Annotated in this window: 29 protein-coding genes; 16 read left to right on the plus strand and 13 right to left on the minus strand. The window is 64.2% G+C overall.

Going from position 1 to position 22,959, the window contains the following annotated elements:
- Nucleotides 1-293: 293 nt before the first annotated feature.
- The 3 genes from QSV46_RS33295 to QSV46_RS33305 all read right to left on the minus strand — a co-directional run bounded on the left by QSV46_RS33295 (nucleotide 294) and on the right by QSV46_RS33305 (nucleotide 2,922).
- Nucleotides 294-872 carry a hypothetical protein gene (locus QSV46_RS33295; protein ID WP_314961782.1) on the minus strand — a complete coding sequence of 193 codons (579 nt, stop codon included), beginning with the start codon at nucleotides 870-872 and terminating at the stop codon, nucleotides 294-296.
- A 7-nt stretch (nucleotides 873-879) separates the two neighbouring features.
- Nucleotides 880-1,545, minus strand: a complete 666-nt coding sequence (locus QSV46_RS33300; protein ID WP_314961519.1) for a methyltransferase domain-containing protein — start codon at nucleotides 1,543-1,545, stop codon at nucleotides 880-882.
- A 708-nt stretch (nucleotides 1,546-2,253) separates the two neighbouring features.
- Nucleotides 2,254-2,922, minus strand: a complete 669-nt coding sequence (locus QSV46_RS33305) for a hypothetical protein (protein ID WP_314961523.1) — start codon at nucleotides 2,920-2,922, stop codon at nucleotides 2,254-2,256.
- Nucleotides 2,923-3,194: 272 nt separating this feature from the next.
- Here QSV46_RS33305 and QSV46_RS33310 point away from each other — a divergent pair, with 272 nt between their 5' ends.
- Nucleotides 3,195-3,365: a hypothetical protein gene (locus QSV46_RS33310; protein ID WP_314961526.1), complete on the plus strand. Its 171-nt coding sequence runs from the start codon at nucleotides 3,195-3,197 to the stop codon at nucleotides 3,363-3,365.
- A 45-nt stretch (nucleotides 3,366-3,410) separates the two neighbouring features.
- Here the strand turns inward: QSV46_RS33310 and QSV46_RS33315 are convergent, their stop codons facing one another.
- Entirely contained in the window at nucleotides 3,411-3,623 is a 213-nt protein-coding gene (locus tag QSV46_RS33315; protein WP_314961529.1) for a hypothetical protein, read from the minus strand.
- A gap of 216 nt (nucleotides 3,624-3,839) precedes the next feature.
- On the opposite strand from QSV46_RS33315, the gene QSV46_RS33320 reads away from it, so the two are divergent.
- Together QSV46_RS33320 and QSV46_RS33325 are read left to right on the plus strand one after the other, a co-directional pair.
- Nucleotides 3,840-4,082: a hypothetical protein gene (locus tag QSV46_RS33320; protein WP_314961533.1), complete on the plus strand. Its 243-nt coding sequence runs from the start codon at nucleotides 3,840-3,842 to the stop codon at nucleotides 4,080-4,082.
- A 162-nt stretch (nucleotides 4,083-4,244) separates the two neighbouring features.
- Nucleotides 4,245-4,484 carry a hypothetical protein gene (locus QSV46_RS33325; RefSeq protein WP_314961535.1) on the plus strand — a complete coding sequence of 80 codons (240 nt, stop codon included), beginning with the start codon at nucleotides 4,245-4,247 and terminating at the stop codon, nucleotides 4,482-4,484.
- A 449-nt stretch (nucleotides 4,485-4,933) separates the two neighbouring features.
- Here the strand turns inward: QSV46_RS33325 and QSV46_RS33330 are convergent, their stop codons facing one another.
- The gene (locus tag QSV46_RS33330; protein WP_314961537.1) at nucleotides 4,934-5,317 is read right to left on the minus strand and encodes an NUDIX hydrolase; all 384 of its coding nucleotides are present in this window, start codon (nucleotides 5,315-5,317) and stop codon (nucleotides 4,934-4,936) included.
- A gap of 95 nt (nucleotides 5,318-5,412) precedes the next feature.
- Nucleotides 5,413-6,498 carry an AI-2E family transporter gene (locus tag QSV46_RS33335; protein WP_314961541.1) on the minus strand — a complete coding sequence of 362 codons (1,086 nt, stop codon included), beginning with the start codon at nucleotides 6,496-6,498 and terminating at the stop codon, nucleotides 5,413-5,415.
- Between the two features lie 326 nt (nucleotides 6,499-6,824).
- On the opposite strand from QSV46_RS33335, the gene QSV46_RS33340 reads away from it, so the two are divergent.
- Nucleotides 6,825-7,052, plus strand: a complete 228-nt coding sequence (locus QSV46_RS33340; RefSeq protein ID WP_314961544.1) for a hypothetical protein — start codon at nucleotides 6,825-6,827, stop codon at nucleotides 7,050-7,052.
- 223 nt (nucleotides 7,053-7,275) lie between these two features.
- Nucleotides 7,276-9,324, plus strand: a complete 2,049-nt coding sequence (locus tag QSV46_RS33345; protein WP_314961546.1) for an acetoacetate--CoA ligase — start codon at nucleotides 7,276-7,278, stop codon at nucleotides 9,322-9,324.
- A 7-nt stretch (nucleotides 9,325-9,331) separates the two neighbouring features.
- On the opposite strand, the gene QSV46_RS33350 is transcribed toward QSV46_RS33345, so the two are convergent.
- A complete protein-coding gene (locus QSV46_RS33350; protein ID WP_314961550.1) occupies nucleotides 9,332-9,544 on the minus strand; it encodes a hypothetical protein in 213 nt (70 codons plus the stop codon).
- Between the two features lie 206 nt (nucleotides 9,545-9,750).
- Between QSV46_RS33350 and QSV46_RS33355 the strand changes: the two genes are divergently transcribed.
- On the plus strand, nucleotides 9,751-10,053 hold the full coding sequence (locus QSV46_RS33355) for a hypothetical protein (RefSeq protein WP_314961552.1): 303 nt from the start codon (nucleotides 9,751-9,753) through the stop codon (nucleotides 10,051-10,053).
- Between the two features lie 5 nt (nucleotides 10,054-10,058).
- Here QSV46_RS33355 and QSV46_RS33360 read toward each other — a convergent pair whose 3' ends face one another.
- Both QSV46_RS33360 and QSV46_RS33365 read right to left on the minus strand, forming a co-directional pair.
- On the minus strand, nucleotides 10,059-10,280 hold the full coding sequence (locus QSV46_RS33360; RefSeq protein ID WP_314961555.1) for a hypothetical protein: 222 nt from the start codon (nucleotides 10,278-10,280) through the stop codon (nucleotides 10,059-10,061).
- 159 nt (nucleotides 10,281-10,439) lie between these two features.
- Nucleotides 10,440-10,724, minus strand: coding sequence for a hypothetical protein (locus QSV46_RS33365; RefSeq protein ID WP_314961558.1), 285 nt, complete (start codon nucleotides 10,722-10,724; stop codon nucleotides 10,440-10,442).
- Between the two features lie 190 nt (nucleotides 10,725-10,914).
- On the opposite strand from QSV46_RS33365, the gene QSV46_RS33370 reads away from it, so the two are divergent.
- The 3 genes from QSV46_RS33370 (at nucleotide 10,915) to QSV46_RS33380 (ending at nucleotide 12,512) form a co-directional block, all read left to right on the plus strand.
- Nucleotides 10,915-11,502 (plus strand): formyltransferase family protein, encoded by a 588-nt coding sequence (locus QSV46_RS33370; protein ID WP_314961561.1) that lies wholly within the window; start codon nucleotides 10,915-10,917, stop codon nucleotides 11,500-11,502.
- A gap of 172 nt (nucleotides 11,503-11,674) precedes the next feature.
- Nucleotides 11,675-12,022 carry a hypothetical protein gene (locus QSV46_RS33375; RefSeq protein WP_314961563.1) on the plus strand — a complete coding sequence of 116 codons (348 nt, stop codon included), beginning with the start codon at nucleotides 11,675-11,677 and terminating at the stop codon, nucleotides 12,020-12,022.
- A complete protein-coding gene (locus QSV46_RS33380) occupies nucleotides 11,967-12,512 on the plus strand; it encodes a hypothetical protein (protein ID WP_314961565.1) in 546 nt (181 codons plus the stop codon). The genes QSV46_RS33375 and QSV46_RS33380 overlap by 56 nt, the downstream gene beginning before the upstream one ends.
- A 50-nt stretch (nucleotides 12,513-12,562) precedes the next feature.
- Here QSV46_RS33380 and QSV46_RS33385 read toward each other — a convergent pair whose 3' ends face one another.
- Nucleotides 12,563-12,961 (minus strand): RidA family protein, encoded by a 399-nt coding sequence (locus QSV46_RS33385; protein ID WP_314961568.1) that lies wholly within the window; start codon nucleotides 12,959-12,961, stop codon nucleotides 12,563-12,565.
- Between the two features lie 146 nt (nucleotides 12,962-13,107).
- Between QSV46_RS33385 and QSV46_RS33390 the strand changes: the two genes are divergently transcribed.
- Both QSV46_RS33390 and QSV46_RS33395 read left to right on the plus strand, forming a co-directional pair.
- Nucleotides 13,108-13,983, plus strand: a complete 876-nt coding sequence (locus QSV46_RS33390; protein WP_314961570.1) for a DMT family transporter — start codon at nucleotides 13,108-13,110, stop codon at nucleotides 13,981-13,983.
- 200 nt (nucleotides 13,984-14,183) lie between these two features.
- Nucleotides 14,184-15,614, plus strand: coding sequence for a caspase family protein (locus QSV46_RS33395; protein WP_314961573.1), 1,431 nt, complete (start codon nucleotides 14,184-14,186; stop codon nucleotides 15,612-15,614).
- 84 nt (nucleotides 15,615-15,698) lie between these two features.
- On the opposite strand, the gene QSV46_RS33400 is transcribed toward QSV46_RS33395, so the two are convergent.
- Nucleotides 15,699-15,938: a BrnA antitoxin family protein gene (locus QSV46_RS33400; RefSeq protein ID WP_314961576.1), complete on the minus strand. Its 240-nt coding sequence runs from the start codon at nucleotides 15,936-15,938 to the stop codon at nucleotides 15,699-15,701.
- Nucleotides 15,939-15,941: 3 nt separating this feature from the next.
- Nucleotides 15,942-16,931, minus strand: a complete 990-nt coding sequence (cysK, locus tag QSV46_RS33405) for a cysteine synthase A (protein WP_314961579.1) — start codon at nucleotides 16,929-16,931, stop codon at nucleotides 15,942-15,944.
- 220 nt (nucleotides 16,932-17,151) lie between these two features.
- On the opposite strand from cysK, the gene QSV46_RS33410 reads away from it, so the two are divergent.
- Nucleotides 17,152-17,370 (plus strand): hypothetical protein, encoded by a 219-nt coding sequence (locus tag QSV46_RS33410; protein WP_314961582.1) that lies wholly within the window; start codon nucleotides 17,152-17,154, stop codon nucleotides 17,368-17,370.
- Nucleotide 17,371: 1 nt separating this feature from the next.
- Here QSV46_RS33410 and tgt read toward each other — a convergent pair whose 3' ends face one another.
- Nucleotides 17,372-18,520, minus strand: a complete 1,149-nt coding sequence (gene tgt / locus QSV46_RS33415) for a tRNA guanosine(34) transglycosylase Tgt (protein WP_314961585.1) — start codon at nucleotides 18,518-18,520, stop codon at nucleotides 17,372-17,374.
- A gap of 216 nt (nucleotides 18,521-18,736) precedes the next feature.
- On the opposite strand from tgt, the gene QSV46_RS33420 reads away from it, so the two are divergent.
- The 4 genes from QSV46_RS33420 (at nucleotide 18,737) to QSV46_RS33435 (ending at nucleotide 22,907) form a co-directional block, all read left to right on the plus strand.
- Nucleotides 18,737-19,906, plus strand: coding sequence for a patatin-like phospholipase family protein (locus QSV46_RS33420; RefSeq protein WP_314961587.1), 1,170 nt, complete (start codon nucleotides 18,737-18,739; stop codon nucleotides 19,904-19,906).
- 132 nt (nucleotides 19,907-20,038) lie between these two features.
- Nucleotides 20,039-20,785, plus strand: coding sequence for a TetR/AcrR family transcriptional regulator (locus QSV46_RS33425; protein ID WP_314961589.1), 747 nt, complete (start codon nucleotides 20,039-20,041; stop codon nucleotides 20,783-20,785).
- Between the two features lie 251 nt (nucleotides 20,786-21,036).
- Nucleotides 21,037-21,642: a PepSY domain-containing protein gene (locus QSV46_RS33430; RefSeq protein WP_314961591.1), complete on the plus strand. Its 606-nt coding sequence runs from the start codon at nucleotides 21,037-21,039 to the stop codon at nucleotides 21,640-21,642.
- A gap of 227 nt (nucleotides 21,643-21,869) precedes the next feature.
- Complete coding sequence (locus QSV46_RS33435; RefSeq protein ID WP_314961594.1) at nucleotides 21,870-22,907, plus strand: aspartate-semialdehyde dehydrogenase; 1,038 nt, start codon at nucleotides 21,870-21,872, stop codon at nucleotides 22,905-22,907.
- Nucleotides 22,908-22,959: the final 52 nt, after the last annotated feature.

Consider the following 22,959-nt stretch of genomic DNA (forward strand, 5'->3'; position numbering starts at 1 on the left):
TCCTTGTTGAACATCGCGGCCGCCGGACCAGGTCGCAAATAGCCAGCCACTACCAGAAGCGCGGCCATGGCAGCCCCAAATTGGGCTGCCTCGTACCAGCGCAATGAAGGCGAACTGCCCAAATTCCCCTGCGCTAGTTGGGAATCAGAAGGGGCCGCCTTTCAGCGACCCCTTGCCGGTTGAAATCTTGTTCGGAATGAAATGCCAGCCCCGGCAGGAAGCACGATAGCGGTGCTGTGCGGCTGGGGGGATTCCGTAGAACTACCGTTCGCAATATTGTCCTAGTTCACCTATCAGCTCTCCGGCGCCGACGTCACAGCCAGCACACTCAGCGGCGCTCCCCCCACCGACACTGGCCCCACCGACTTCGACTGCCGAGCCATCCGTTTGCGCATCGCAGCGGACAGTCCATAGCGGGCATTCGCTCGTCGAATGGAGGACGTAACGTCCGACATCATTGTATTTTGCAGCGAGTCGACCTTCGCAATCAGCGTGGACAGCTGCGAGGATATCTTCCTCACATCGACCCGTTCATCCGTGATGCTCTGTCGCAGAGACAGCAGCACCATTGAATCCTGCTGCTCTCGAGCCGCATTCTGCTGCAATGCGCGGTTGTTCTCCTGCAGCGAAGCCGTGTGTTGCTGCTGGGCCGACTGAATCTCCTTCAAGGCAGCGACGACCGGATCCGGCTTTGGCGCGGGAGCTTCCCGGCTCGGAAGTAGCTCAGCCAGGCTGCCGATATTCAGTGATGCAAAATCGGACGGCAACGTATAGACGGCCGCCGCGCCATTGATGGCCAGGGCACACACTGACGCGCAGTAGCTCGCGCCCGTTCCGAAACCAGCGGTTGATTGTTCGCTTCTCGTCGGCAGGCGATCGTCAAGTGTCGGCGCGAGCGAAACTAAACTGCTGACTTCCCCGCTCCCGAGGGTCTGGTCCGTGCTCGGTTAGACGGAATCCGTCGTGAGCCGAGACAAACCCGCTCTTTGATATCCAATGGCGCTCATACTTGACCAGTTTGTCTTTTGCCGAGGCCACTAGTCCTGGTCCGTTGTTGCTGAGTAGCGAAGTTTGGATCTCGGTGCTGTCCGCTCCATCGCTGATGGGAACGCGATACCAAACCATCCTAGCCGGCCGGGCGGCACACAAGGCTTTCACAGTGCCAGTCGGATCATCGACGTACTGGATCGCGCCGTTCGAATGCATCAGATCGATGCTTCCAAGCCAATCCGCCGCCTTCTCGATGTCGTCGAAAAACATCAATTGCTCGGTCGCCAGGCCAATGGCCCGATGAACCATCGCTGGCGTCTCGACGACGGCCCAACGAATGCCAGGTGTCTGCTGTCGGGCGAGCTTGTAGTGGATGCCTGCCCCGCCGCCGAAATCGAGTACGGCTGACAAGTTCGCAACGAGCGGCCAATCGCCATCTGGCTGGAAAGCAACGGTCTTGCGATAGATGGTTTCGATCAGCTCTTCGTTTTCGTAGCCCTCGATTACCTCGTGAGGTGGAAACAGCTTCTTAAGCAATCTTTGCATCACACTCATCAGCCGATTGCCCCCGACGTTTTTGGTTGCACGTCTCAACAGACACAATCAGCAACATTTGGAAATGTACAGTACCTGCGGCAGTTTGGCGCATTTTGCTTGTTAGAACGAGGAATGCTTGGTACGGCGCCTGAGCGAGCGGGGCGCGGCCATTATGGAGGACAAGAAAAAGCCGAAGAGTCGTTTGGCAGGCATCAGTCCGAAAGCAGATGCTGAGAGGCTGAAGGCTCACTTGAAGCTGATCGATGATCTCGCATCCGACCTAAAGAAAGCAGAAGGGGTGCGACCAATCCTCCCACTAGATCGGACGATGCAGCCTCGGACCGACAAGGATCGGACGTTTGGGCTTTACCGCACCCACACGGCCTAGTTTCGATTCGATGACCGACTTGCCGCACAAGAACAAAGGTACGCTGGCGCGAGCTGGCGACATGACCACCCGCAGATTTTCCAACGGGCTTTGTGGCGGCTGCCCTGCTTCACCTATTGAGAAGCTGGTGGCGACTGCTACGCGGCTCTCGGCGTTGCCCACACTGCGATTGAAGTCGCCGACATGGAACCGGAATTCCCCACCTAGACCAAAAGAAGGGTTCGCCAGCGTGAACCGGCGGGGCCTTCCGGTTCACTGCCCCAATTGTCGGCACGATTGCCGTCGCAGTGCACTCACCCCTTGTCGGTCAGCGCGGACATACCCAATCGCTTTGCTCTTCAGCTCTCCGGCGCCGACGTCACAGCCGGCACACTCAGCGGCGCTCCCCCCACCGACACCGGCCCCACCGACTTCGACTGCCGAGCCATTCGTTTGCGCATCGCAGCGGACAGTCCATAGCGGGCATTCGCTCGTCGAATGGAGGACGTAACGTCCGACATCATTGTATTTTGCAGCGAGTCGACCTTCGCAATCAGCGTGGACAGCTGCGAGGATATCTTCCTCACATCGACCCGTTCATCCGTGATGCTCTGTCGCAGAGACAGCAGCACCATTGAATCCTGCTGCTCTCGAGCCGCATTCTGCTGCAATGCGCGGTTGTTCTCCTGCAGCGAAGCCGTGTGTTGCTGCTGGGCCGACTGAATCTCCTTCAAGGCAGCGACGACCGGATCCGGCTTTGGCGCGGGAGCTTCCCGGCTCGGAAGTAGCTCAGCCAGGCTGCCGATATTCAGTGATGCAAAATCGGACGGCAACGTATAGACGGCCGCCGCGCCATTGATGGCCAGGGCACACATCGAAAGGGCCAGGACCGATTTCCGGCTGGAGCGCGTGAGCGGTACGGGCACTTCCGGAGCTGCGGGCTCGGGTGCTGCGGCTGCGAGCGCGAGCGCCGCGGGGTCGAACTGTTCGACGAGGCCTTGCATTTCGGATGACGTGGTCATGTGCATTGACCTCAAACGAGCGAGCAAAAGGAAGCCGACGCCGGAACGTCCTCGCGACGGCTCCTCTACGCAGCACCCACCTACACAACTGTCTAAAATTGTGAGCTTTTTGGCTTAATTCCACGTTAGCGACGGGGCCGCCCAGCACGTCGGGCGACCCCGTCCGAATACGGGTCTGTGCGACGGGAATTGGAAATGGGGCACCTGCATCGAGGCGCGACAAAGCTGCAGACAACGCCCCCGAAAGGTGTAGGATTCACGAAACAGGGAGGAGCGGCATGTTTGAAATCAGCGGTTTCGACACGGCAGGCGTCGTCAGCCTCACGCGGCTGTCACTCGCGGCCGCCCTCAAGAAGGCCAGAGAGCTCATCGAGGACGGATGCTGGGACGTTCAGATCGTTGATCCAGGTGGGCGAGTCTACACCTCCTTCGAGGAGCAAGCCGCTTAGCCGCCCCGCCCTTCGCCGCTCGCTTCCGCCGCGAACATTCTGCCGCTATCCGCCGCGGCCGACGTTCGACGAGGCGTTATTCAACCAGCGCTGCGTCGCCTCGTCGCTCCAACCGGGGACTGCGAAACGCGCCGGCGGGGCCGCATTCGCGGCGGGCCGGTCCACCGCTGGATGGCGGGCGCGGAAGCGATGCGCCGTCGCAGCGTTTGCAACGGTGCACAGGACAATCAACAGGCCCATGGCCAGAACAGAGCGCATCGTACCATCCAATCGAGCATCAGCAGAGGTGATGTGATGCGCCAACAGTGCTGCCGCAATCGGGCGCAGCATCACGGCTGGGCGATGGACCCGTGACGGAACGCTCCTGCGGCGCCAGGCGCCGGCGCTCAACTGCCGCGCGCATGGCGTTGCCAATCAACCGATTTGGGAGCACGCTCTTTCCAGGCGCGCAAGACGCCGCACAGGGAGAGACACATGAAGGAAGCCGGCCTGGACGGCCGCCACCGCGACAAGGATGGCGGGATCAGCAAGAAGCACGGCAACACGCTGGTCGGCACATTGCGCAAGATCTATGGCAGGGGCTTTGCGGCCGGGTATCCGGATACGACTGAGCTCAGTGAGGTCTTGGCCCAGCTGAACGAGACGTCGCTGAGCCAGCTGCGTCGCGACCACGACACCGGGCATCTGGGGCACAAGATCGACCACGCCTCGAAGTGACGGACATCGCTCGGCCAATGTACTTGGCCGAGCATTGGAAACGCCCCCGACCGGCCCCCGGCAATCTGGCTCGGCCAGGCAGCGCTGTCGGCCGCCCTCGCCACTTACCGTTTGAGCCTTGCGAAACCGGGCGCTAGGATGAGCTCTTTTACGGAGGCTCATTTGAAACCGGTCATTTTCATCGCAGCGATTGCGCTCTTTGCAACAACGCCCGCACGCGCCCAGGCCCTGGTCGATCCTGCCAAGGTTGCCCCCGAATATCGAGAGGCGGCCGAGAAACGTCGGGCCGAGCAGATTCGTCAGCGCGAATGCGCTCAGAAGGCCGATCTGAACAAGGTGCTGCCGAGGGATCGCACCGTCTATCTCAACCATTGCCTCGACGCGCTGGCTGCCAAGCAATAGCGGATGATCGGGTGGCTTCGACGAACGGTGCCCGCGGTCCATCGGCGGGCTGGCGCCGCTCGGGCGCTCGCCTCCGTCGTATCGGGCCCGGCAAGACGGGCCGCCAATTCCGGGCTCACCGTGCCCGTCCATTTCCAACAGCCATTGTTGTCCGCGCATGAGCTCCGTCCAGATCCAGTGCATGCGGTGCAAGAGCGTGTTTCGCGATCGCGCCGGGCGATTGCAGGACGGCTACTCGAGGCAATGTCCGAGTTGCGAGGTGATCCTGTTCTTCGCGGAAGACTCGCAGCATCCCTTCGTCAAGCGCGCGATGCGTGATGCGCACAGGGTCCGCAAGCAGCTGCGCGAGGCCGAGGCGGTCAGGATTTCCACGTCGGACCCACACGCGGCTCCGTCGAGGTCGTTTGGCGGGCGAGGCCGGTCGTCGGGGAGAGCGGACTAAAGGCCCCTCACCGCTTCCTCGGAAATAGGCGATCGCGGATGTAGCGCGAGGTCGGCGTCAGGCGGATGCCGCGCGGCTTGTGCCAGGCGGCACGATCGATCTCCTTCTTGTCACCGATCGCGAGCCTGCCTTTGGCGCCTTTGGCGATGAAGATCGCGTCGCTCATCTTGCGGCCGGAGCGCTTGTTCCTGGCCGTCACTTCCTTCCAGAGGCTGATCCTCCCGAGCTTCAGCTTCGGCAGCTCCTCTTTGAGCTCCCGCCGCAGGCAATCCTTCTCGGTCTCGCGCGCACGCTTGCGGCCGCCCGGGAACATCCACAGGCCGTCCGACCGTCGTCTGACCAACAATACCTTGCCGCGCTTGGCGGCAACCAGCTTGGAAGACTTCGCCATCGCTTCCGTAGATCGAAACAGAATCGCCTCATCGTAACTTGTCTAGTCGAATAGACAAGTTCACCGGCGCTTTGCGCACAGCCCTTGCGAGCAGCTCAGCTCTCGCGCGCCGCCGCCTGGTCCTCGGTCCTGATCCAGGCCATCATCATCTCCCAGGCCACCGACAGGATGATCGGCCCGATGAACAGGCCGACGATGCCGTGGGCCAGCGTGCCGCCGATCACGCCGACGAAGATCACGATGGTCGGCGTCGTCAGGCCGCGACCCATCACCAGCGGCTTCAGCATGGTGTCGATGAAGCCGACGAGGACCAGAAATATCGTGAGTAGCAGCGCCGTGGTGACGTCCTTGGCGGTCCAGATCCAGATGATGACGGGCAAGAGCACGAGGAAGGCGCCGATCTGAACGATCGAGAGCAGCAGCACGATGAAGGCGAGCAGGCCTGCGCTTGGCACGGCGGCGAGCTTGAAGCCGATGCCGGCCAGCAGCGCCTGCACGATCGCGACGCCGATCACGCCCTGCGCCACGGCGCGGATGGTCGCGCCCGCAAGCCCCAGGAAATGCTCGGTCTGCTCGGGCACGATGCGGAACAGAAAGCCGCGGCCGGCCGCAACGAGCCGGGGTCCGTGCGGAAACAGGAAGCCTGCGACAAACACCGAGACCAGAAACTGGAGCGTGCCGAGGCTCGCATCGCCCGCGAGCGACAGCAAGGGTCCTGCCAGCGGCTGGAGAAAGGGCGCGACCTCGCGCAGCACCGCGCGGATGTTGTTGTAGGCCTGCTCCCAGAGATCAAACAGCCAAGGACCGACGAGCGGCCACGATTTGAGCTGCTCCGGCGCGGACTGCAGCGCGAGATCGCCGGTGCCCAGCTGGTGCGCCAGTTCTCGGACGCCGTCCACCGCGCTCAGGCCGAGCCAGGTCGCCGGCCCCAGGACAATGCCGAGCGTGATCAAAGTGAGGATCAGTGCCGCCGTTTTTGGCCGGCCACCCAGGATCTTGGCGACCCAGCTGAAGGCCGGGTAGAACGCCACCGCGAGCACGCAGCTCCAGGCCAGGATCGGCACGAACGGGCGGATGATCAGGAAGGTCCAGATGATCAAAAGGCCGAGCAGGCCGACCCGGATGACGAGCTGGATGATGTCCTCGCCCGTCAGGAGCTGACGGAGACTTTTCACGGGCACGGCTTTCCTTGCGGCATTGACGCGGGTTCCGGCACTTGCGCGGCCCAGCGTTATTGCCAGCCGCGCACCCGGCGTCAAGACGACCGGGCCCGCCCGCGGCCCCGGTGCCCGTTGTTCGCTGGGACGGAATGCCGCGCCGGGCGATTGAGCCTTTCGGTGGCGGTTCGGACTGACGGGCGCTGTGCCTGCCGGGAAACTCCGGCAAGGTGCGCGTCCGAAGTCCCGGTTTGGCTAACGGCGATTAACCGGATTTGCCTCGGCCGGTTTACGCCGGTGCAAAGGCCCGCTCCTAACCTGCTTGGAGGTCCCAGGAAAAAATTCGAGCAATGGCCAACAGCATCTGGACGATCGAAGAATTCACCTGCACCGGTTGCAGCATGAACTACACCGCCACCCGCGAGGAGCACACCGAGCCGCATTCCGGCAGCTTCAATTGCAGCATCTGCAGCGGCCTCGTTCACGCCTGGTCCGGCAAGCATCACTTCTTCGGCTGGCAGGCGGTGAAGACCAAGCCGCCTGTGTTCGGCCGGCGCTGGGCGGGGGTCGAGTGGTAGGCTGAGGCGACAGTCTCACGGAGGTGTCGTAGCCCGGCTGGAGCGCAGCGAAATCATTGCGAACGCAGCGAAGCAATGACGAGATCGTTGAAGCGCCGGCTGCGCTCTCGACGGCGTCGGCGCGGCCAACGCGACGGTCGTTGCGGTCTGCGCGGGCGACGGCTTCTACTGCTCTGCGGCGCGGGCTACACTCCCCTTTCCCCGCCACTTAAGCCGACGCGCAATGACCGCACCCTTCGTTCCCCAGATCGCCCTCTATCGCAACTGGCTCGCCGAGCGGCGCGGCCTCACCTTCGCGAGCTACGAAGAGATGCGGCAATGGTCGGTACGCGATCTCGACGGCTTCTGGCGCAGCATCTGGGACTATTACGATCTGCAATCGCCGACGCCATTTGCGGCCGTGCTCGCCGAGCGCAAGATGCCAGGTGCAGTCTGGTTTCCCGGCGCGCAGGTCAATTACGCGCGGCAGGTGTTCCGCCACGTCGACGCGGCCGATGCCGTGGGCCTGCCTGCGATCGTCAGTTGCGGCGAGGACGGCAAGCTTAGCGAGACCAGCTGGCCGGAGCTGCGGCGCAAGACGGCCGCGCTCGCGCTGCATCTGAAGGACAAGGGCATCAAGCCCGGTGACCGCGTCGCGGCTTATCTGCCCAACATCCCCGAGACCATCATCGCATTCCTCGCAAGCGCCAGCATCGGGGCGGTCTGGAGCGTCTGCGCACCCGATATGGCCGCACCCGCCGTGATCGACCGCTTCAAGCAGATCGAGCCCAAGGTGCTGATCGCCTGCGACGCCGTCACCTATGCCGGCCGCCGGCACGACCGCAAGGACGTCGTCGCCGAGCTGCGGCGATCGCTGCCGACGGTCGAGCACGTCATCTTGCACAGCGAGGCCGCCGCCCCCGCAGCGCCGGACGCCCTGCTCTTCGAGCTCGCAGCCAGGACGGGCACTGCGATCGATGCGTTCGAGCCGATGTGGCTGCCGTTCGATCATCCGCTCTGGATCGTCTATTCCAGCGGCACCACCGGCCTGCCGAAACCGATCGTGCACGGCCATGGCGGCATCGTCATCGTGGTGCTGGCGCTGCTCGGCCTGCACAACGACCTCGGCTGCTCCTACCACGAGAACTCATTTGGCGAGCGTTATCACTGGTACAGCTCGACCGGCTGGATCATGTGGAATAGCCAGGTCGGCGGTCTGCTGGGCGGCACCACCTGCTGCATCTTCGACGGCAGTCCCGGCGGCGCAAAAGACAAGCCGGACTGGGCAACGCTGTGGCGCTTCGTGGCACAATCGAATGCGACCTTCTTCGGCGCCGGCGCGGCGTTCTTCGCCAACTGCGCCAAGGCCGAGATCGACCTCGCCGCCGCCGGCGATCTCTCACAGCTACGATGCCTCGGCTCGACCGGCTCGCCGCTCAGCGCCGACACCCAAGCCTGGTTCAACGCCCGCTTCGCCGCGCTGTCGAAGACCAACGGCAGCGAGGCGCAGGCCGACATCTGGTGGGCGAACATTTCCGGCGGTACCGATTTCGCCGGCGCCTTCATCGGCGGCAACCGGGAATTGCCGCAGACGCCCGGCGCGATGCAGTGCCGCCTGCTCGGCGCGGCCGTCGAAGCCTTCAGCGAGCAGGGCCGCGCCGTCACGGGCGAGGTCGGCGAGCTCGTCTGCACCGAGCCGATGCCGTCGATGCCGCTCTATTTCTGGAACGACGAAGGCGATGCGCGCTATCGCGCCAGCTATTTCGAGACCTACCCGGACAATTACGACGGCAGCGGCCGCGGGCCGGTGTGGCGGCACGGCGACTGGCTCAAGGTCGATCCGGACGGCTCCTGCATCATCTACGGTCGCAGCGACGCCACCATCAACCGCCATGGCCTGCGCATGGGCACGAGCGAGCTCTATTCCGCGATCGAGGCGCTGCCGGAGGTGCTCGATAGCCTCGTCGTCGACCTCGAATATCTCGGCCGCGACAGCTACATGCCGCTGTTCGTCGTGCTGCGCCAAGGCGTTGCGCTCGATGGCGCGATGAGAGCGAAAATCAACAAGGCGATCGAGGCCGGTCTCTCCCGCCGATTCCTGCCGAACGAGATCTTCGCCGTCGCCGAGATCCCGCGCACGCTGTCGGGCAAGAGGCAGGAGCTGCCGATCAAGAAGCTGCTGCTCGGCCAGCCGGTCGAGAAAGTCATCAACAAGGAGGCGATGGCCAATCCCGCCTGCCTCGACTGGTATCTCGCCTTCGCGCGCGACTATCTCGCGCGAACCGCGACGTAAATGCTGATCAGCCGCCGCCGAAATTGGAGGGATCGAGGTTCCTGTTCTCCGACGGCGGGATCGGCGGCCAACCGGGAAATTTGTACCAGCCGGGCGGCACGGGCGCATCCTCAGGCAGATGGACGACGACATCGTGATGCGGGCGGCCATGATGTGCCGGCGCCGCGGCGACCGGTGCATATGCTGAGATCAAGAGAGCCAGGGCCAGGACAGACCTCATTGAACGTGCTCCAGATGTCCCACCCGTCTCCTGATGTGGTGCGGGAACAACGCGGAGCCCACGAGCCTGCGGGTCACGATCTGTCACATAGCCGGCATTGCGCATGCGCCGGGCCGGCCGATCGGCCGAATTGCGCCAATGGCGTTTGCACTCCGTTCACCGATCGCCGCTAGATCAGGACGGATCCTCCGCGACGAACAGCAGCAATGGCCGACCTCAACGCCGTCCTCACCAGGCTCAACGATCGTCTGCTCCGCCTCGAGGGCGAGCTGTTCGTGCTGCGCTCGCTGGCCCGAGCGACGCTGACGGCGGGCGACGACCATGCGGCGCGGATGCGCAAGCTGGTCGAGGCCGCAAAGATCGCGCTCGACGACGAGGCCAAACGCGAACTCGACAAGCCGACGCGCAAATATGTCGATGCGGCAACCGCGCTGGTGGATGAATTGCTGGTGGAGCCGACCCAGGCGCGGCCGCTGTTCACCGTTATCGACGGCGGCCGGCGCGACTGAGCGCGTCAGACCGGACGATCCGCGGTCTCGGCCTTCAGCCGGCTGAGCCCCTCCTCGATGATCGCGATCTCCTCGTCGATCTTGCCGATCGGCAGGCTGAAATCGTAACCGGACCTGCTCTTCAGATCGACCGCGAGCCGTTGCCTGTGCATCATCAGCTCGTCCAGGCCGCGGCGATTCTTCAGCCGCACATAGGCGTCCACGATCTGCTCAATTGCGCTCGGCATGAAATCGGTCCCGGCAAAAAAGCCCGCGCGGCGCACCCGCCCCGGCGGGACATTTCTGGTGTCGCGGTACGCAATACAAATCCGCGACGGACTAGTCGATACGACAGGCTGGTTGAGAACGTATTACCGCCCGGTGATTTTGTGGTGCCGTGCGCCAAGCTAGTCCGTGACGCAGAAATATTTGCGCGGCAGCCTGCGGTAGGCGCTGTAGCGGTAGTGCGGCCGATAGGCGTAGCCGCGATAGATCGCCGGCGGCTCCTCGCCGTAATAGGCGCCGTGGTAGAAATTGTAGGGCACGCCGTCAGCGCAGCGATAGGAATCCCAGGTCGGACCGATGAAGGGCGCCCCCCCGATCTCGGGCGGGACCGCCGGGTACGGCCCGCCGGCATGGGCTGGAGCTGCCGCAATCAATGTCGCGAGAAGGAAAAACCACGCGCTGCGCATGTGCTCGCTCCTGATGCGGTCCAACGCAGGCATGGAAGCACCTGGACGGCTGCCTGCGCAATCGCGCAGTTCAGCCTGCCCCGCTCCCGGCGCATTGTTGATAACCGGCCCAAACGCCGCGCGGGTGGTGACAGGGCGCGCCGACGTGTTATCGGGAGGATAACGCAGTTGCGAGACGGATCGGACACCCATGCGCATTACCCTCGTCGGCTCCCGCCATTTCGGCGTGACCACCCTGAACATGCTCCGGGAGCACGGCGTCACGATCGTGCGGGTCGTGGTGGCCGATGCCGAGGATCGGCTCGCCGCGACCGCCAAGGCGGCCGGCATCGATGTGGTGGTCCAGGCTGATCCGAAGCTCGTGGTGGCCTCCGAGATCGCCCCCGACACCGACCTGATCATCACCGCCCACAGCCACGCCCGGATCGGCAAGGACGCACTCGCCGCCGCGAAGTTCGGCGGGATCGGCTATCACCCCTCGCTGCTGCCGCGACATCGCGGCAAAGCGGCTGTGGAATGGACCATCAAGGAAGGCGACCCGATCGCCGGCGGCACCATCTATCATCTTGCCGACCGTATGGACGCCGGCGCCATCGCCGCCCAGGACTGGTGCTTCGTCAAGAAGGGCGAGACGGCGCGGGAACTCTGGGAACGCGCCCTCGCTCCCCTCGGCCTCAAGCTGCTGGCCGACGTGATCGATTACGCCAAAGTCCATAAGGCGCTGCCGTCCAAGGTCCAGGACGAGCAGTTCGCGACCTCCGCGCCGAGTCTCTCCTGACGTTTACCCTTAACGTGAAGCCACATTGATTCTGCTTCAAAAAATGGAGCCAAAAGCGCAAATAAACCATTGTTCCCACAGGAACAATTTTCGATTTGGCGCCGCAACAAATTTCCGTCACATTTGGCCTGAATAAGCGACAGCATATCAGACATATTCAAGGACGGAATTCATGCGTTTTGGCATTGCGGCGTTCTGTGCCGCCTCGGTTTTCGCCGGCACCCTCGCCGTTCCCGCCCTCGCCCAGACTCCCTATGACGGCAACTGGCAGGTCACCATCGTCACCAAGAGCGGCACCTGCGAGCCGACCGCGAGCTCCATGCTGACGGTTGCCGACGGCAAGATCACCGCGCCCGGCGCTAACGTTTCCGGCACCATCGGCAGCGGGGGACTTGTGAAAGTTTCGATCAATGGTGCATATGCCAACGGTCAACTCAGCGGCAACGCCGGATCGGGGAAGTGGAATGGAGCATCTGCAGGCATACCGTGCAGCGGGCGGTGGGAAGCATCGCGCCAATAAGCAATTCGGGACCAGCGTCCTAAACCGGCGGCTGCTGATCGCGGCCGCCGTTTTGTTTGCGGCATCGGTCGCGAACACCGAAAGCAAGGCCCAGTCCGGCCCGTTTGCCCCGCTGGCGGGCAGCTGGAGCGGCTCGGGCACCGTCACCTTGGATGACGGCTCGACCGAGCGGCTCCGCTGCCGGGCCAAATACGCTCCGATCGGACCGATCATGGAACTGTCGCTGACCTGCGCCACCGATGCCTTCAAGCTCAACTTCGGCGCCAACGTGAAGGCCGAGGGCGGCGCCATCGCCGGCAGCTGGTCCGAGACCAGCCGCAACATCTCCGGCTCGCTTCAAGGGCGCGGCGCCGGCGGAAACTTCGAGCTGGTCGCCTCCACCGCGGGCTTCAACGCCAACATCTCGCTGAAGACGAGCGGCAACAAGCAGAACGTCACGATGCGCGCGGACAGCCAGTTCCGCGGCGCCAACATCTCGCTGACGAAATAAGCCAGTAAGAGAATACGACGATCGACCCGGCGATCTCGCCGGGTCGATTTTTATGCGTTCGGCACGAACGCCGTGACGTCGATCTCGACCTTCGCGCGCTCGTCCACGAGACCACCGATGTAGAGCAGGGTCGAGGGCGGGAAATTGCGCCCGAGCGTGTCCTTCCAGGCTGCGCCGATGCCGACGCCCGCGGCCTCATATTCACTGCGGCTGGTCAGATACCAGGTCAGGCGGACGATGTGCTCGGGACCGGCCCCGGCCTCGCCCAGGAGCTTGACGATCCGCTTCAGCGCGGTCCCGACCTGCGCCGCCATGTCAGGCGCGTAGTTGCCGGCCTCGTCGCCGCCGGTCTGCCCGGCCAGCACCACCCAGCGGCCCGGCCCCTCGACCGCCACGCCGTGAGAAAAGCCGCGCGGTTTTTTCCATTCGGCCGGCTGCAAGATCTGCATGAGCGAAGTTCCCCTTTTTGTCGTTGTTCGCAGAAGCCTTAGCACGTCGGCTCGCATCGCTGCATCCGCGGATTTGGGCGTTGCAAACGGCGGCGATGTCGCCGATACCGGCGCTCCCTCAGGATCGTCAGCCTCCCGCTCGCCCGATGAACACGACACCGTCCAAAACCATGGCCGCACTGTGGATGGCCGGCTGGCTGTCGCTGATGCTGGTGATGGCGGTTGCGGGGCGCGAGACCACGCGCGAGCTGAACGTTTTCCAGATCATGGAAGTGAGATCGCTGGTCGGCTTCGTCCTGCTCTCGCCGATGATCTACCGCGCCGGCGGCTTCAAGATGCTCAGGACGACGCGCCTGCCGCAGCACATCGGGCGCAATCTCGTGCACTATGTCGCCCAACTCGGCTGGTTCTTCGCGCTGACCCTGATTCCGATCGGCCAGGTGGTCGCGATTGAATTCACCATGCCGATCTGGACGGCGATCCTGGCCGCAGGCTTCCTGTCCGAACGCATGACGCCGTGGAAGGTCGCCGCTATCGTGCTCGGCCTCGTCGGCGTGATCGTGATCGTCCGCCCCGCCACCGGCGAGATCAATCCGGGCCAGCTCATCGCGCTCGGCGCGGCCATGGGATTTGGCGTATCTATGGCGCTGGTCAAATCGCTGACCCGGACCGAAAGCGCACTTTCGATCCTGTTCTGGATGATCGTGGTGCAAGCGGTCGCGGGCCTCGTGCCGACGCTGTTCGTCTGGACCTGGCCGTCCGCCCATGTCTGGGCCTGGATGGGGGTCATCGCCGTGTGCGGCACGTTTTCGCATTACTGCCTCGCCAGTGCGATGCGCTATGCGGATGCAACGATCGTGGTTCCCATGGACTTCCTGCGGGTTCCTCTGACCGCGACCGCCGGCTGGCTGCTGTATTCCGAGCGGCTCGACGCCTGGACCGTCCTCGGCGCGGCGCTGATCCTGTGCGGCAATCTCCTGAATTTGAAGCCGGCACCGCAGGTTCCCGCCCGCGCCCCGTGAACCTCGCGTCGCCTCGCGCGACAAAACGAAGTGGCCGTGTGATCTGGATCACGTTGGAGGGGTATTCCATCGTGCACATTCGGCCACACAGCAGCGGGTTGATTGCGACGTACTGCCGTTTCGGTGGCGCGAAGTCGGGCACTTCGTGTACGTTCGTTGCCAATTTGTTGCTACCTGCAATTCGATTCTGGGGATTTCAGATGCGCTATCTCACCCTCATCGCTTCGCTGATGTGCATGGCACTGTCGATCAGTGCCGCGAAGGCCGACCGCCGCGTCGCCTTCGTCGTCGGCAACGGCTCCTACAAAAACGTCGCACAATTGCCGAACCCGCCGATCGACGCCAAGGCGATGGCGGCGACGCTTCGCAATGTCGGCTTCGAGGTGATCGAAGGATCCAATCTCACCCGCGACCAGATGACGGAGAAGCTGCTGGACTTCGGCCGCAAGGCGCAGGGATCCGACGTCGCGGTGTTCTATTATGCCGGCCATGGCATCGCAGTCAGCGGCAGCAACTATCTCCTGCCCGTCGACGCCGACATCAAGTCGGAGATGGACGTCAAGCTCGGCGCGGCCATCAACATCGACCTGACGCTCGAGCAGACCATGGGCGATGCCAAGGTCAAGCTGGTGTTTCTCGATGCCTGCCGCGACAATCCGTTCGCCGCCAAGATCAAGTCGAACTCGGCCACCCGCAGTGTCAACGTGCAAAGCGGCCTCGCCGAAATGAAGTCCGGCGAAGGCACGCTGATCGCGTTCGCCACCGGCCCGGGCCAAACCGCGCTCGATGGCCAGGAGGGTAACAACAGCCCGTTCACCCGCGCGCTGATCGACAACATCACCAGGCCCGGTGTTGAGATCCAGCAGGCGATGACGTCGGTGCGCGCCCAGGTCAACGAAGAGACCCGAAAGGGCCAGCTGCCCTGGGGGCACACCAACCTGACCGGTGCTGTCTACCTCAACCCCGCGCAGACGACACAAGTGGCCCACGCGGCGCCGACCGCTTCCGGCGTCGTGCCGGTGGCGGCTGGCGGCTCTGACGGTGTCGAGCTCGAGTACTGGCGCTCGGTCAAGGAATCCAACAAGCCGGAGGAGCTCAATGCCTATCTCTCGGCCTATCCGAACGGCCAGTTCAAGGCACTGGCCCTGGCGCGGCTTGCGGCCATCAAGAGCGGCCCATCGACCGCAACGCGCGCCCTCAACGCCGGCGTCGATCCCGCCACCTTCACCGACGAGGCCACCCAGCTGACCGAGGACCAGATGGGGCTCGACAAGACCCAGCGCCGCGACGTGCAGCGTCGCCTCACCGGGCTCGGCTTCGATACCAAGCAGACCGGCGTGTTCAGCGAGGAGACCCGGTCCGTGCTCAAACGCTGGCAGGCTGCGCGCGGGTATCCCTCATCGGGCTACCTCAACAAGTACCAGCACAAGGCCCTGCTCTCGGAGGTCGTGGCCGCCCCGCCGACTGCAAGCGATAACAGCCAGAAGGCGGCCCGGCGCGCCGCCACCGCCCCGGCTCCCAGCAGCGCACCGGCACCGGCGCCCCAACGCAGCAATCCCGGCGATGCAGCCGGGGCCGCCTTCGTGGGCGGTGTCGTCGGGGGCATGATGGGCGGCATGTTCCGGCGCTGAGGCGAAGCGCCAAACTCAAGACACAAAAGCCCGGCTCACCGCCGGGCTTTTTCGTTGATCGTTCCCTTGAGCGAGGAGTTGGCGCTACTTCCCTGCCGCCTTGCGCAGCGCCTCGTTGATGCGATCCTGCCAGCCCGGACCGCCAGCCTGAAAGAACTCCAGCACGTCCTGGTCGATGCGCAAGCTGACCTGCTCCTTGATCCCCGGCGCGACGTTCTGCTTCGGCGGCGCGACGACGACCTTGGCTGTCACCTTCTTGAATGCCGCTTCGGCCTCCGACCGCGCATCGCCAAGCGTGCGTGGCCGCCTCGGTTGATCCGCCATAGCCTAGATTCCCTCAAACAGAGCCGTCGAAAGATACCGCTCCGAGAACGACGGCACTATAGCCAGAATGGTTTTTCCCGCAGCTTCCGGCCGCTTGCCGATCTGGAGCGCCGCCGCGATCGCCGCGCCCGAGGAGATGCCGCCGGGAATGCCCTCATGCCGCGCCAGTGCCCGGGAGGTCTCGATCGCAGTCGTCGAGTTGATCTTCACGATCTCGTCGATCACGGCGCGGTCGAGGATGTCGGGCACGAACCCCGCGCCGATGCCCTGGATCTTGTGCGGCGTGTGCTGGCCGCCCGAGAGGACCGGGCTCTCCTCCGGCTCGACCGCGACCACATGCAGCGAAGGCTTGCGTGGCTTCAGCACCTGGCCGACGCCGGTGATGGTGCCGCCGGTGCCGACGCCGGCGACGAAGAAATCGATGCTGCCGCCGGTGTCGTTCCAGATCTCCTCCGCGGTGGTGCGGCGGTGCACCTCGGGATTGGCGAGGTTCTTGAACTGCTGCGGCATCACCGAGTTCGGCGTCGTCTTCAACAGCTCCTCGGCGGTCGCGATCGCGCCCTTCATGCCCTGTGCGGCCGGGGTCAGCACCAGCTCCGCGCCGAGAAAAGCCAGCATCTTGCGCCGCTCGATCGACATCGATTCCGGCATGACCAGCTTGAGCCGGTAGCCGCGCGAGGCCGCGACGAAGGCGAGCGCGATGCCGGTATTGCCGGAGGTCGGCTCGATCAGCACGGTATCGGGCTTGACGATGCCAGCCTTCTCCATCGCGATGACCATGGCCGCGCCGATGCGATCCTTCACACTTGCGGCAGGATTGAAATATTCAAGTTTTGCCAAAATCGTCGCAGTCACGCCGTGCATGCCCGGCAGCCGCTGCAACCGCACGATCGGCGTGTCGCCAAAAGCCTCGACGATCGAAGAATAGATTCGGCCTCGGCCGGGTTGGTGCGCTGCACCCGTCTTTGCAGCCTTCTCGGACGATGCGTCCATGATGAACTCCCTGTGACGACAATTGCGCTTCTTTTGCAGCTGCTGCGCAGTTACGGATAGCTTGCCCCGAGACGCAAGCGACATTGCGGCACATGTTAAATACGCTGCATCGCAAAATCACGTGAGCTCTAGTTATCAGAAAACCAGCGCATTTGTGTTGCGACCTCGTCAACTGATTCTGCTTATGTTAGACTTAGGTCTCAAGCAGGAGGTCACCACGATGTCAGCAGTCGCTGAAGTGTTGTCGACCGTCGCACACCACCGCGATCCGCGTTGCAGCGAGTTGCCCACGTGTCCTGTCTGCGCCGATTCCATGGTCGCCGCCGAAGCATCCGCCTACGTCTCGGACCACATGATCAGCTATCTCTGGACCTGCGACAATTGCGGCTACGGCTTCGTCACCAAGCACGCCGTGAAGCAGCGGTTCGTGTGCAATTGATTTAGCGCGGGGCGATGTCGCCCCTCGCCCAGTCTTCGCGCGTACGCTGATAGAACTCTTCGAACATTCCGTGTGCGATCGCGCTCCTGATGCCGTGCATCAGGAACTGATAGTAAGCGATATTGATTTCAGACAGCAGCATCGCGCCGAGCGTCTCGCCGGCCTTGACGAGATGGTGCAGGTAGGCGCGCGCGTAGTTGCGCGCCGATGGCCAGGAACTCTCCTCATCCAGCGGCCGCGGATCGTCGGCGTGGCGCGCGTTGCGCAGATTGACCTGGCCGAAGCGGGTGAACGCAACGCCATGCCGGCCATTGCGCGTCGGCATCACGCAATCGAACATGTCGATACCGCGCTTCACCGCTTCGAGAATGTCGTCAGGCGTGCCGACGCCCATCAGGTAGCGCGGCCGGTCCGACGGCAGCGCCGGCGCGGTCTCGTCGATCATCGCCAGCATCACGGCCTGCGGCTCGCCGACGGCAAGGCCGCCGATGGCGTAGCCGTGGAAGCCGATCTCGACGAGGCCCTGTGCGCTGGCATGACGAAGCTGCGGGATGTCGCCCCCCTGCACGATGCCGAACAGCATGTACCCGTCTGGTGCGCTCTCGAAGGCGCGCTTGCTGCGCTCCGCCCAGCGCAACGACAGGCGCATTGCGCGGTCGATGTCGTCGCGCTCGGCCGGCAGCCGCACGCATTCGTCCATCTGCATGGCGATGTCCGAGCCGAGGAAACGCTGCACCTCGATCGAGCGCTCCGGCGACAGCTCGACCTTGGCGCCGTCGATATGCGAGCGGAAGGTGACCGCATGCTCGCTGACCTTGCGCAGGTCCGACAGCGACATCACCTGGAAACCGCCGGAATCGGTCAGCATCGGCCCGTTCCAACCGGTGAAGCGCTGCAAGCCGCCGAGCGCCGCGATCCGCTCGGCGCCGGGCCGCAGCATCAAATGATAGGTGTTGCCGAGCACGATGTCGGCGCCGGCGTCGCGCACCTCACGCCAGTGCATGCCCTTCATGGCGCCGGCGGTGCCGACGGGCATGAAGGCGGGCGTCCGCACCACGCCGTGCGGCGTGGTCAGGCGCCCGCTGCGCGCAGCGCCATCGGTGGCGAGCAGTTCGAAATGATTGGGTAGACCGCTATCGGGAGGATTCATGGCGGTGCTTATTGCGTGTCGGGGGAAGCCGATCAACCCGCTCCGGCGATGCTCCAGCCGTCTTGTGCCTCATACCGGGACACAATTGACGTGCCTACGAGCGTTCCCCGCGCTTGTTAAACAGAACGATACAGTGTAGTTTTACCGTGGGGGTTGGACGAGCTGCCGCGGCAAGATTGCCGGTGGCGGTATAAGCGTGATCGCCAGCCACCGACAATGCCTTTCCCGTTGAGTTCGACTGACGCGTCCGGCCACTTGCTTGGCTGGATCAGGCGGACAGGCGCCCGCCTGATCGCATTCCAGCTCCTCGCGTGCAGCCTTGCGCTCGGCGCCTGCACCTCCCTGCCCCGCACGCCCTATACGGCCGCCGATGCCAGCAGCTCGCGCGTGCTCGATATCGACGGCTTGAGGCGCTACGCCGATGAGCCCATCACGAAATTCAACTTTCCGGCGACGAGGAGCTATCTGGCGCTCTCCGGCGGGGGAGCCGACGGCGCTTACGGCGTCGGCGTGCTCAGCGGCTGGAGTGCGGCCGGCACCCGCCCGACTTTCTCCGTTGTCTCTGGCGTGAGCACCGGCGGCCTCATGGCACCCTTTGCATTTCTCGGGCCGCAATACGACGATACGCTGAAAGACGTCTACACCAGCGGCATCGCCGAGAGCCTGCTGAACGACCCCAGCATCATGCGGGTCCTTTTCGGCTCCGGCCTGTTCGGCAACACGCGGCTGCGCGAGCTCGTGGCGCGCTACGTCGGACCGGAGATCCTGGCTCAGATCGCGCGCGAATATGCCAGGGGGCGACGGCTGTTGATCGTGACCACCGATCTCGACACCCAGCGCACCGCGATCTGGGACATGGGCAAGATCGCCACAATCGGCACCCCCGAAGCGCTGAAACTGTTTCGCGACGTGATGGCGGCCTCGGCCAGCATACCCTTGGTGTTTCCGCCGATCATGATCGACGCCGAAGGCCAGGGCCGGAAGTTTCAGGAGATGCATGTCGACGGCGGCGTGACGGCCCCGGTGCTGACATTGCCGGAAGCCCTGCTGTTCCAGGACAGTCGCCTGCCGGGCAAAACGAGGATGGACATCTACATCCTCGTCAACAAGAAGATCGAACGCAACTTCGAGCTCGTCTCCAACAGCACTATCGATGTCGCCTCGCGCAGCCTGTCGGCGATCACCCAGTCGCAGACGCGCTCGATCATCTTCTCGACCTACGATTTCGCCAAGCGCAACCATCTCGGCTTCCATCTCTCCTACATCGCACGCGATTATCCCGCGCCGCCGTCGGAGGGGTTCGACACGACGTATATGCGGGCGCTGTACCAGTACGGATTTGAGAAGGCCGCCTCCGGCCAAGCCTGGACCTCGACACTTCCGTGATCGCTCCTGACGGAACGACGTCATACGGAAATCGTTGACGATACGGCCAGTTCGGCCAGATTCGCGATGACGCCCCCGCTCCCGCGCGATATAGAGCGAACGACGATCAGACTCGCGCAGGAATCATTGGGCATGGGATTGACTGCGACCAGGACGAGAACCGCCGCGCCACGACGCGAGGTGCCGAAATCGCGCGGCGGCCGGCCGACGAAAACCGCCGCCATTGAGCGCGACCAGCGCCTGATCGAGGTCGCCACCCGTCTGTTCCTGGACCGCGGTTTCGACGCGACCTCGCTCGACGCGGTCGCGGAAGCGGCCCGGGTGAGCAAGCCCACCGTCTATTCCCGCTACGGCGACAAGCGCGGCCTGTTTGCGGCGGTGCTGAGGCGTGAGATCGCGCGCTGGCTTGCGCCGCTGTCGGCGGCGGCGCAGACGCAGCTCTCAAGCGCCTCGGATATTTCTGTCGAGCAGCGGCTGGTCGAGATCGGGCGCGAGATGCTGACATTCACCTGCGGTCCCGATGCCGTCGCCTTCAGCCGCATGATGACGTCACAGGCCATCAACTTCCCCGACATCGCCAAGCTCGGCAAGGAGGAAGGCTGGCTCAAGGCCGTCGCCACCACGGCGCGCTTCTTCGACCATCTGGTGGCGCAGGGCGCCCTCGACATCGATGACACCACGATCGCGGCCGAAGTGTTCCTTGACGTCGTCGTCGGTCACACCCATCGCCTGGCGACGTTCGGAACGGCGCTGGAGCCGAAGGCCGCTGAAAAGCGGATGCGCGCGGCGATCAAGCTGTTCCTGGCGGGTGCGCTGGGACCTGCGGACCGCATCCAGAGCACCACGAAGGGCACGCAGCGGCGGCGCCCGTCCCGCTGACAATTCCGTGAGATCGCGATCTATCCCTGGCGGAACACGCCCTCGCCGTTGACCAAAATAAAACGATACGGTATGGTTTAGTTATAGGCGATGCGGACCGCTTTTTTCACCAGCCCCAAAAGAGGTCCGTAACGCCAAGAACGCCGGGGCGGGTACAGCCCGTCACGACGCTCCGCGGCCGGCCGACGCCCAAGGTCGGCCGCGAATTCTTTACGATCATCCGGCACACTCGCTGACCGAGGGTTTCGCGCATGAACGCACCACGACAACACATCAGGACGTTCTTCGCGGCCGCCGTGTCGGCATTGCTCGTCGCAGCGCCAGCGCAGGCGATCGTCTCGGCCGGAGGCACCCCTACCGCCCTTCACGGCGAGACAGATGGTAACGCCGAAGCCGACCGCCAAGCGGTCAGCCGCGAAATCGAACGATTCCGCGGCTCGTCGATCTCGATCAGCCAGGCCATGGCAATCGCTGAGGCCCGTCATGCCGGCGCCACCACCGCGGATGTGAGCTTCGACGGAGCGTCGGGCGTGCCGGTCTACCGGATCAAGACCCTGCACAACGACCGCATCTGGCGCCACACCATCAACGCTTCGACCGGGGAGCTCGTCGGCGGGGAAGCCGCGCTTCCCCTTGCCGAGCTGGACCGCGACGATCGCAGCAACCTCGCAGCGCTCGGGGCGATCGGGCACCGCCTCGCTGACGCCGTGCGCGTTGCCGAGCGCGCGGCCTCGGGCAAGGCGATCAGCGGCGGGCTCGTGCGCGAAGGCGGCCGGCTGAGTTTTGCGATCGTCGTGATCAGCGGTGACGACCTCAAGGAAGTCATCCTGGAGCCGCCGGGCGCCCGGGCCAAATAGGTCCCGCCCCGCGGCCACAATCCCGCCAAAAAGCCATTGACGGGCGCAAGACTCTCCCGCATAAGTCGCCGCCATGTTCACGACCACCAAACGCACGACCAAAACCACCACGGCCTCAGGGGCCCGGGGAGGCGTGCGCGTGTAGTCGTCGACGAAAACGCAATCAGCTCTACCGAAGCCCCGCCCATGATGGTCCGGGGCTTTTTTGTTGTCTGGATTTCAATGCAATGGAGGACAAAGTGAGTAACGATCCCGTCGTCGCGATTGTCGGCGTCACCGGTGCGGTGGGCGCCGAATTCATCGCCACCATGGACAAGCGCGGCTTCCGCGTCAGCAAGCTCAAGGCGCTCGCGAGCGCTCGTTCGGCCGGCAAGACGGTGTCGTTCCGCGGGCAAGACGTCGTCATCGAGGAGCTGACCGAGCGCGCCTTCGAGGGCGTCGACATTGCCCTGTTCTCCGCCGGCGGCAGCATCTCGAAGAAGTTCGCGCCGATCGCGGTCAAGGCCGGCGCGGTCGTGGTCGACAACTCCTCCGCCTTCCGCATGGATCCGAACGTGCCGCTGGTGATCCCCGAGATCAACGCGAACCGCATCCGCGATCACAAGGGCATCATCGCCAACCCGAACTGCGCCGCGATCACCGCGCTGGTGCCGCTCTGGCCAATCCACCAGAACAACCGCATCAAGCGCGTGATCATCTCGACCTACCAGGCTGCGAGCGGCGCAGGCGCTGCCGCGATGGACGAGCTCGTCGAGTCCACCCGCGCCAACCTCAACGGGCAGGTCTACACGCCCAAGGTGATGCCGCACCCCTACGCCTTCAACCTCTTCAACCACAACACCGCCGTCGACCCCGAGACCGGCTACAACGACGAAGAGACCAAGGTCATCAAGGAGACCCGCAAGATCTTCGAGGACGACAAGATCGCGATCGGCGTCACCTGCGTCCGCGTGCCGGTGCTGCGCGCCCATTGCGAGGCCATCACCTTCGAATGCGAGAAGGAGATCACCGAGGACCAGGTCCGCGCGATCATGGCCCGGGCGCCCGGCGTGAAGGTGGTCGACGACCGCGCCCGGAACTACTTCCCGATGCCGATCGACGCCTCGGGCCAGGACGACGTCCTGGTCGGCCGCATCCGCAAGGACCTCAGCGATCCCTCAGGACATTCGATCTCGATGTTCGTGGCGGCCGATCAGTTGCTCAAGGGCGCCGCGCTCAACGCGGTGCAGATCGCGGAGCTGCTGCCGCAGCGGGTGATGGCGTAGCGCCGGAATCGTAGGGTCGTAGGGTGGGCAAAGGCGCGCAAGCGGCGTGCCC

Origin of the sequence: Bradyrhizobium cosmicum (genome assembly GCF_032290525.1) — a bacterium.
Classification (GTDB): Bacteria; Pseudomonadota; Alphaproteobacteria; order Rhizobiales; family Xanthobacteraceae; genus Bradyrhizobium; species Bradyrhizobium cosmicum_A.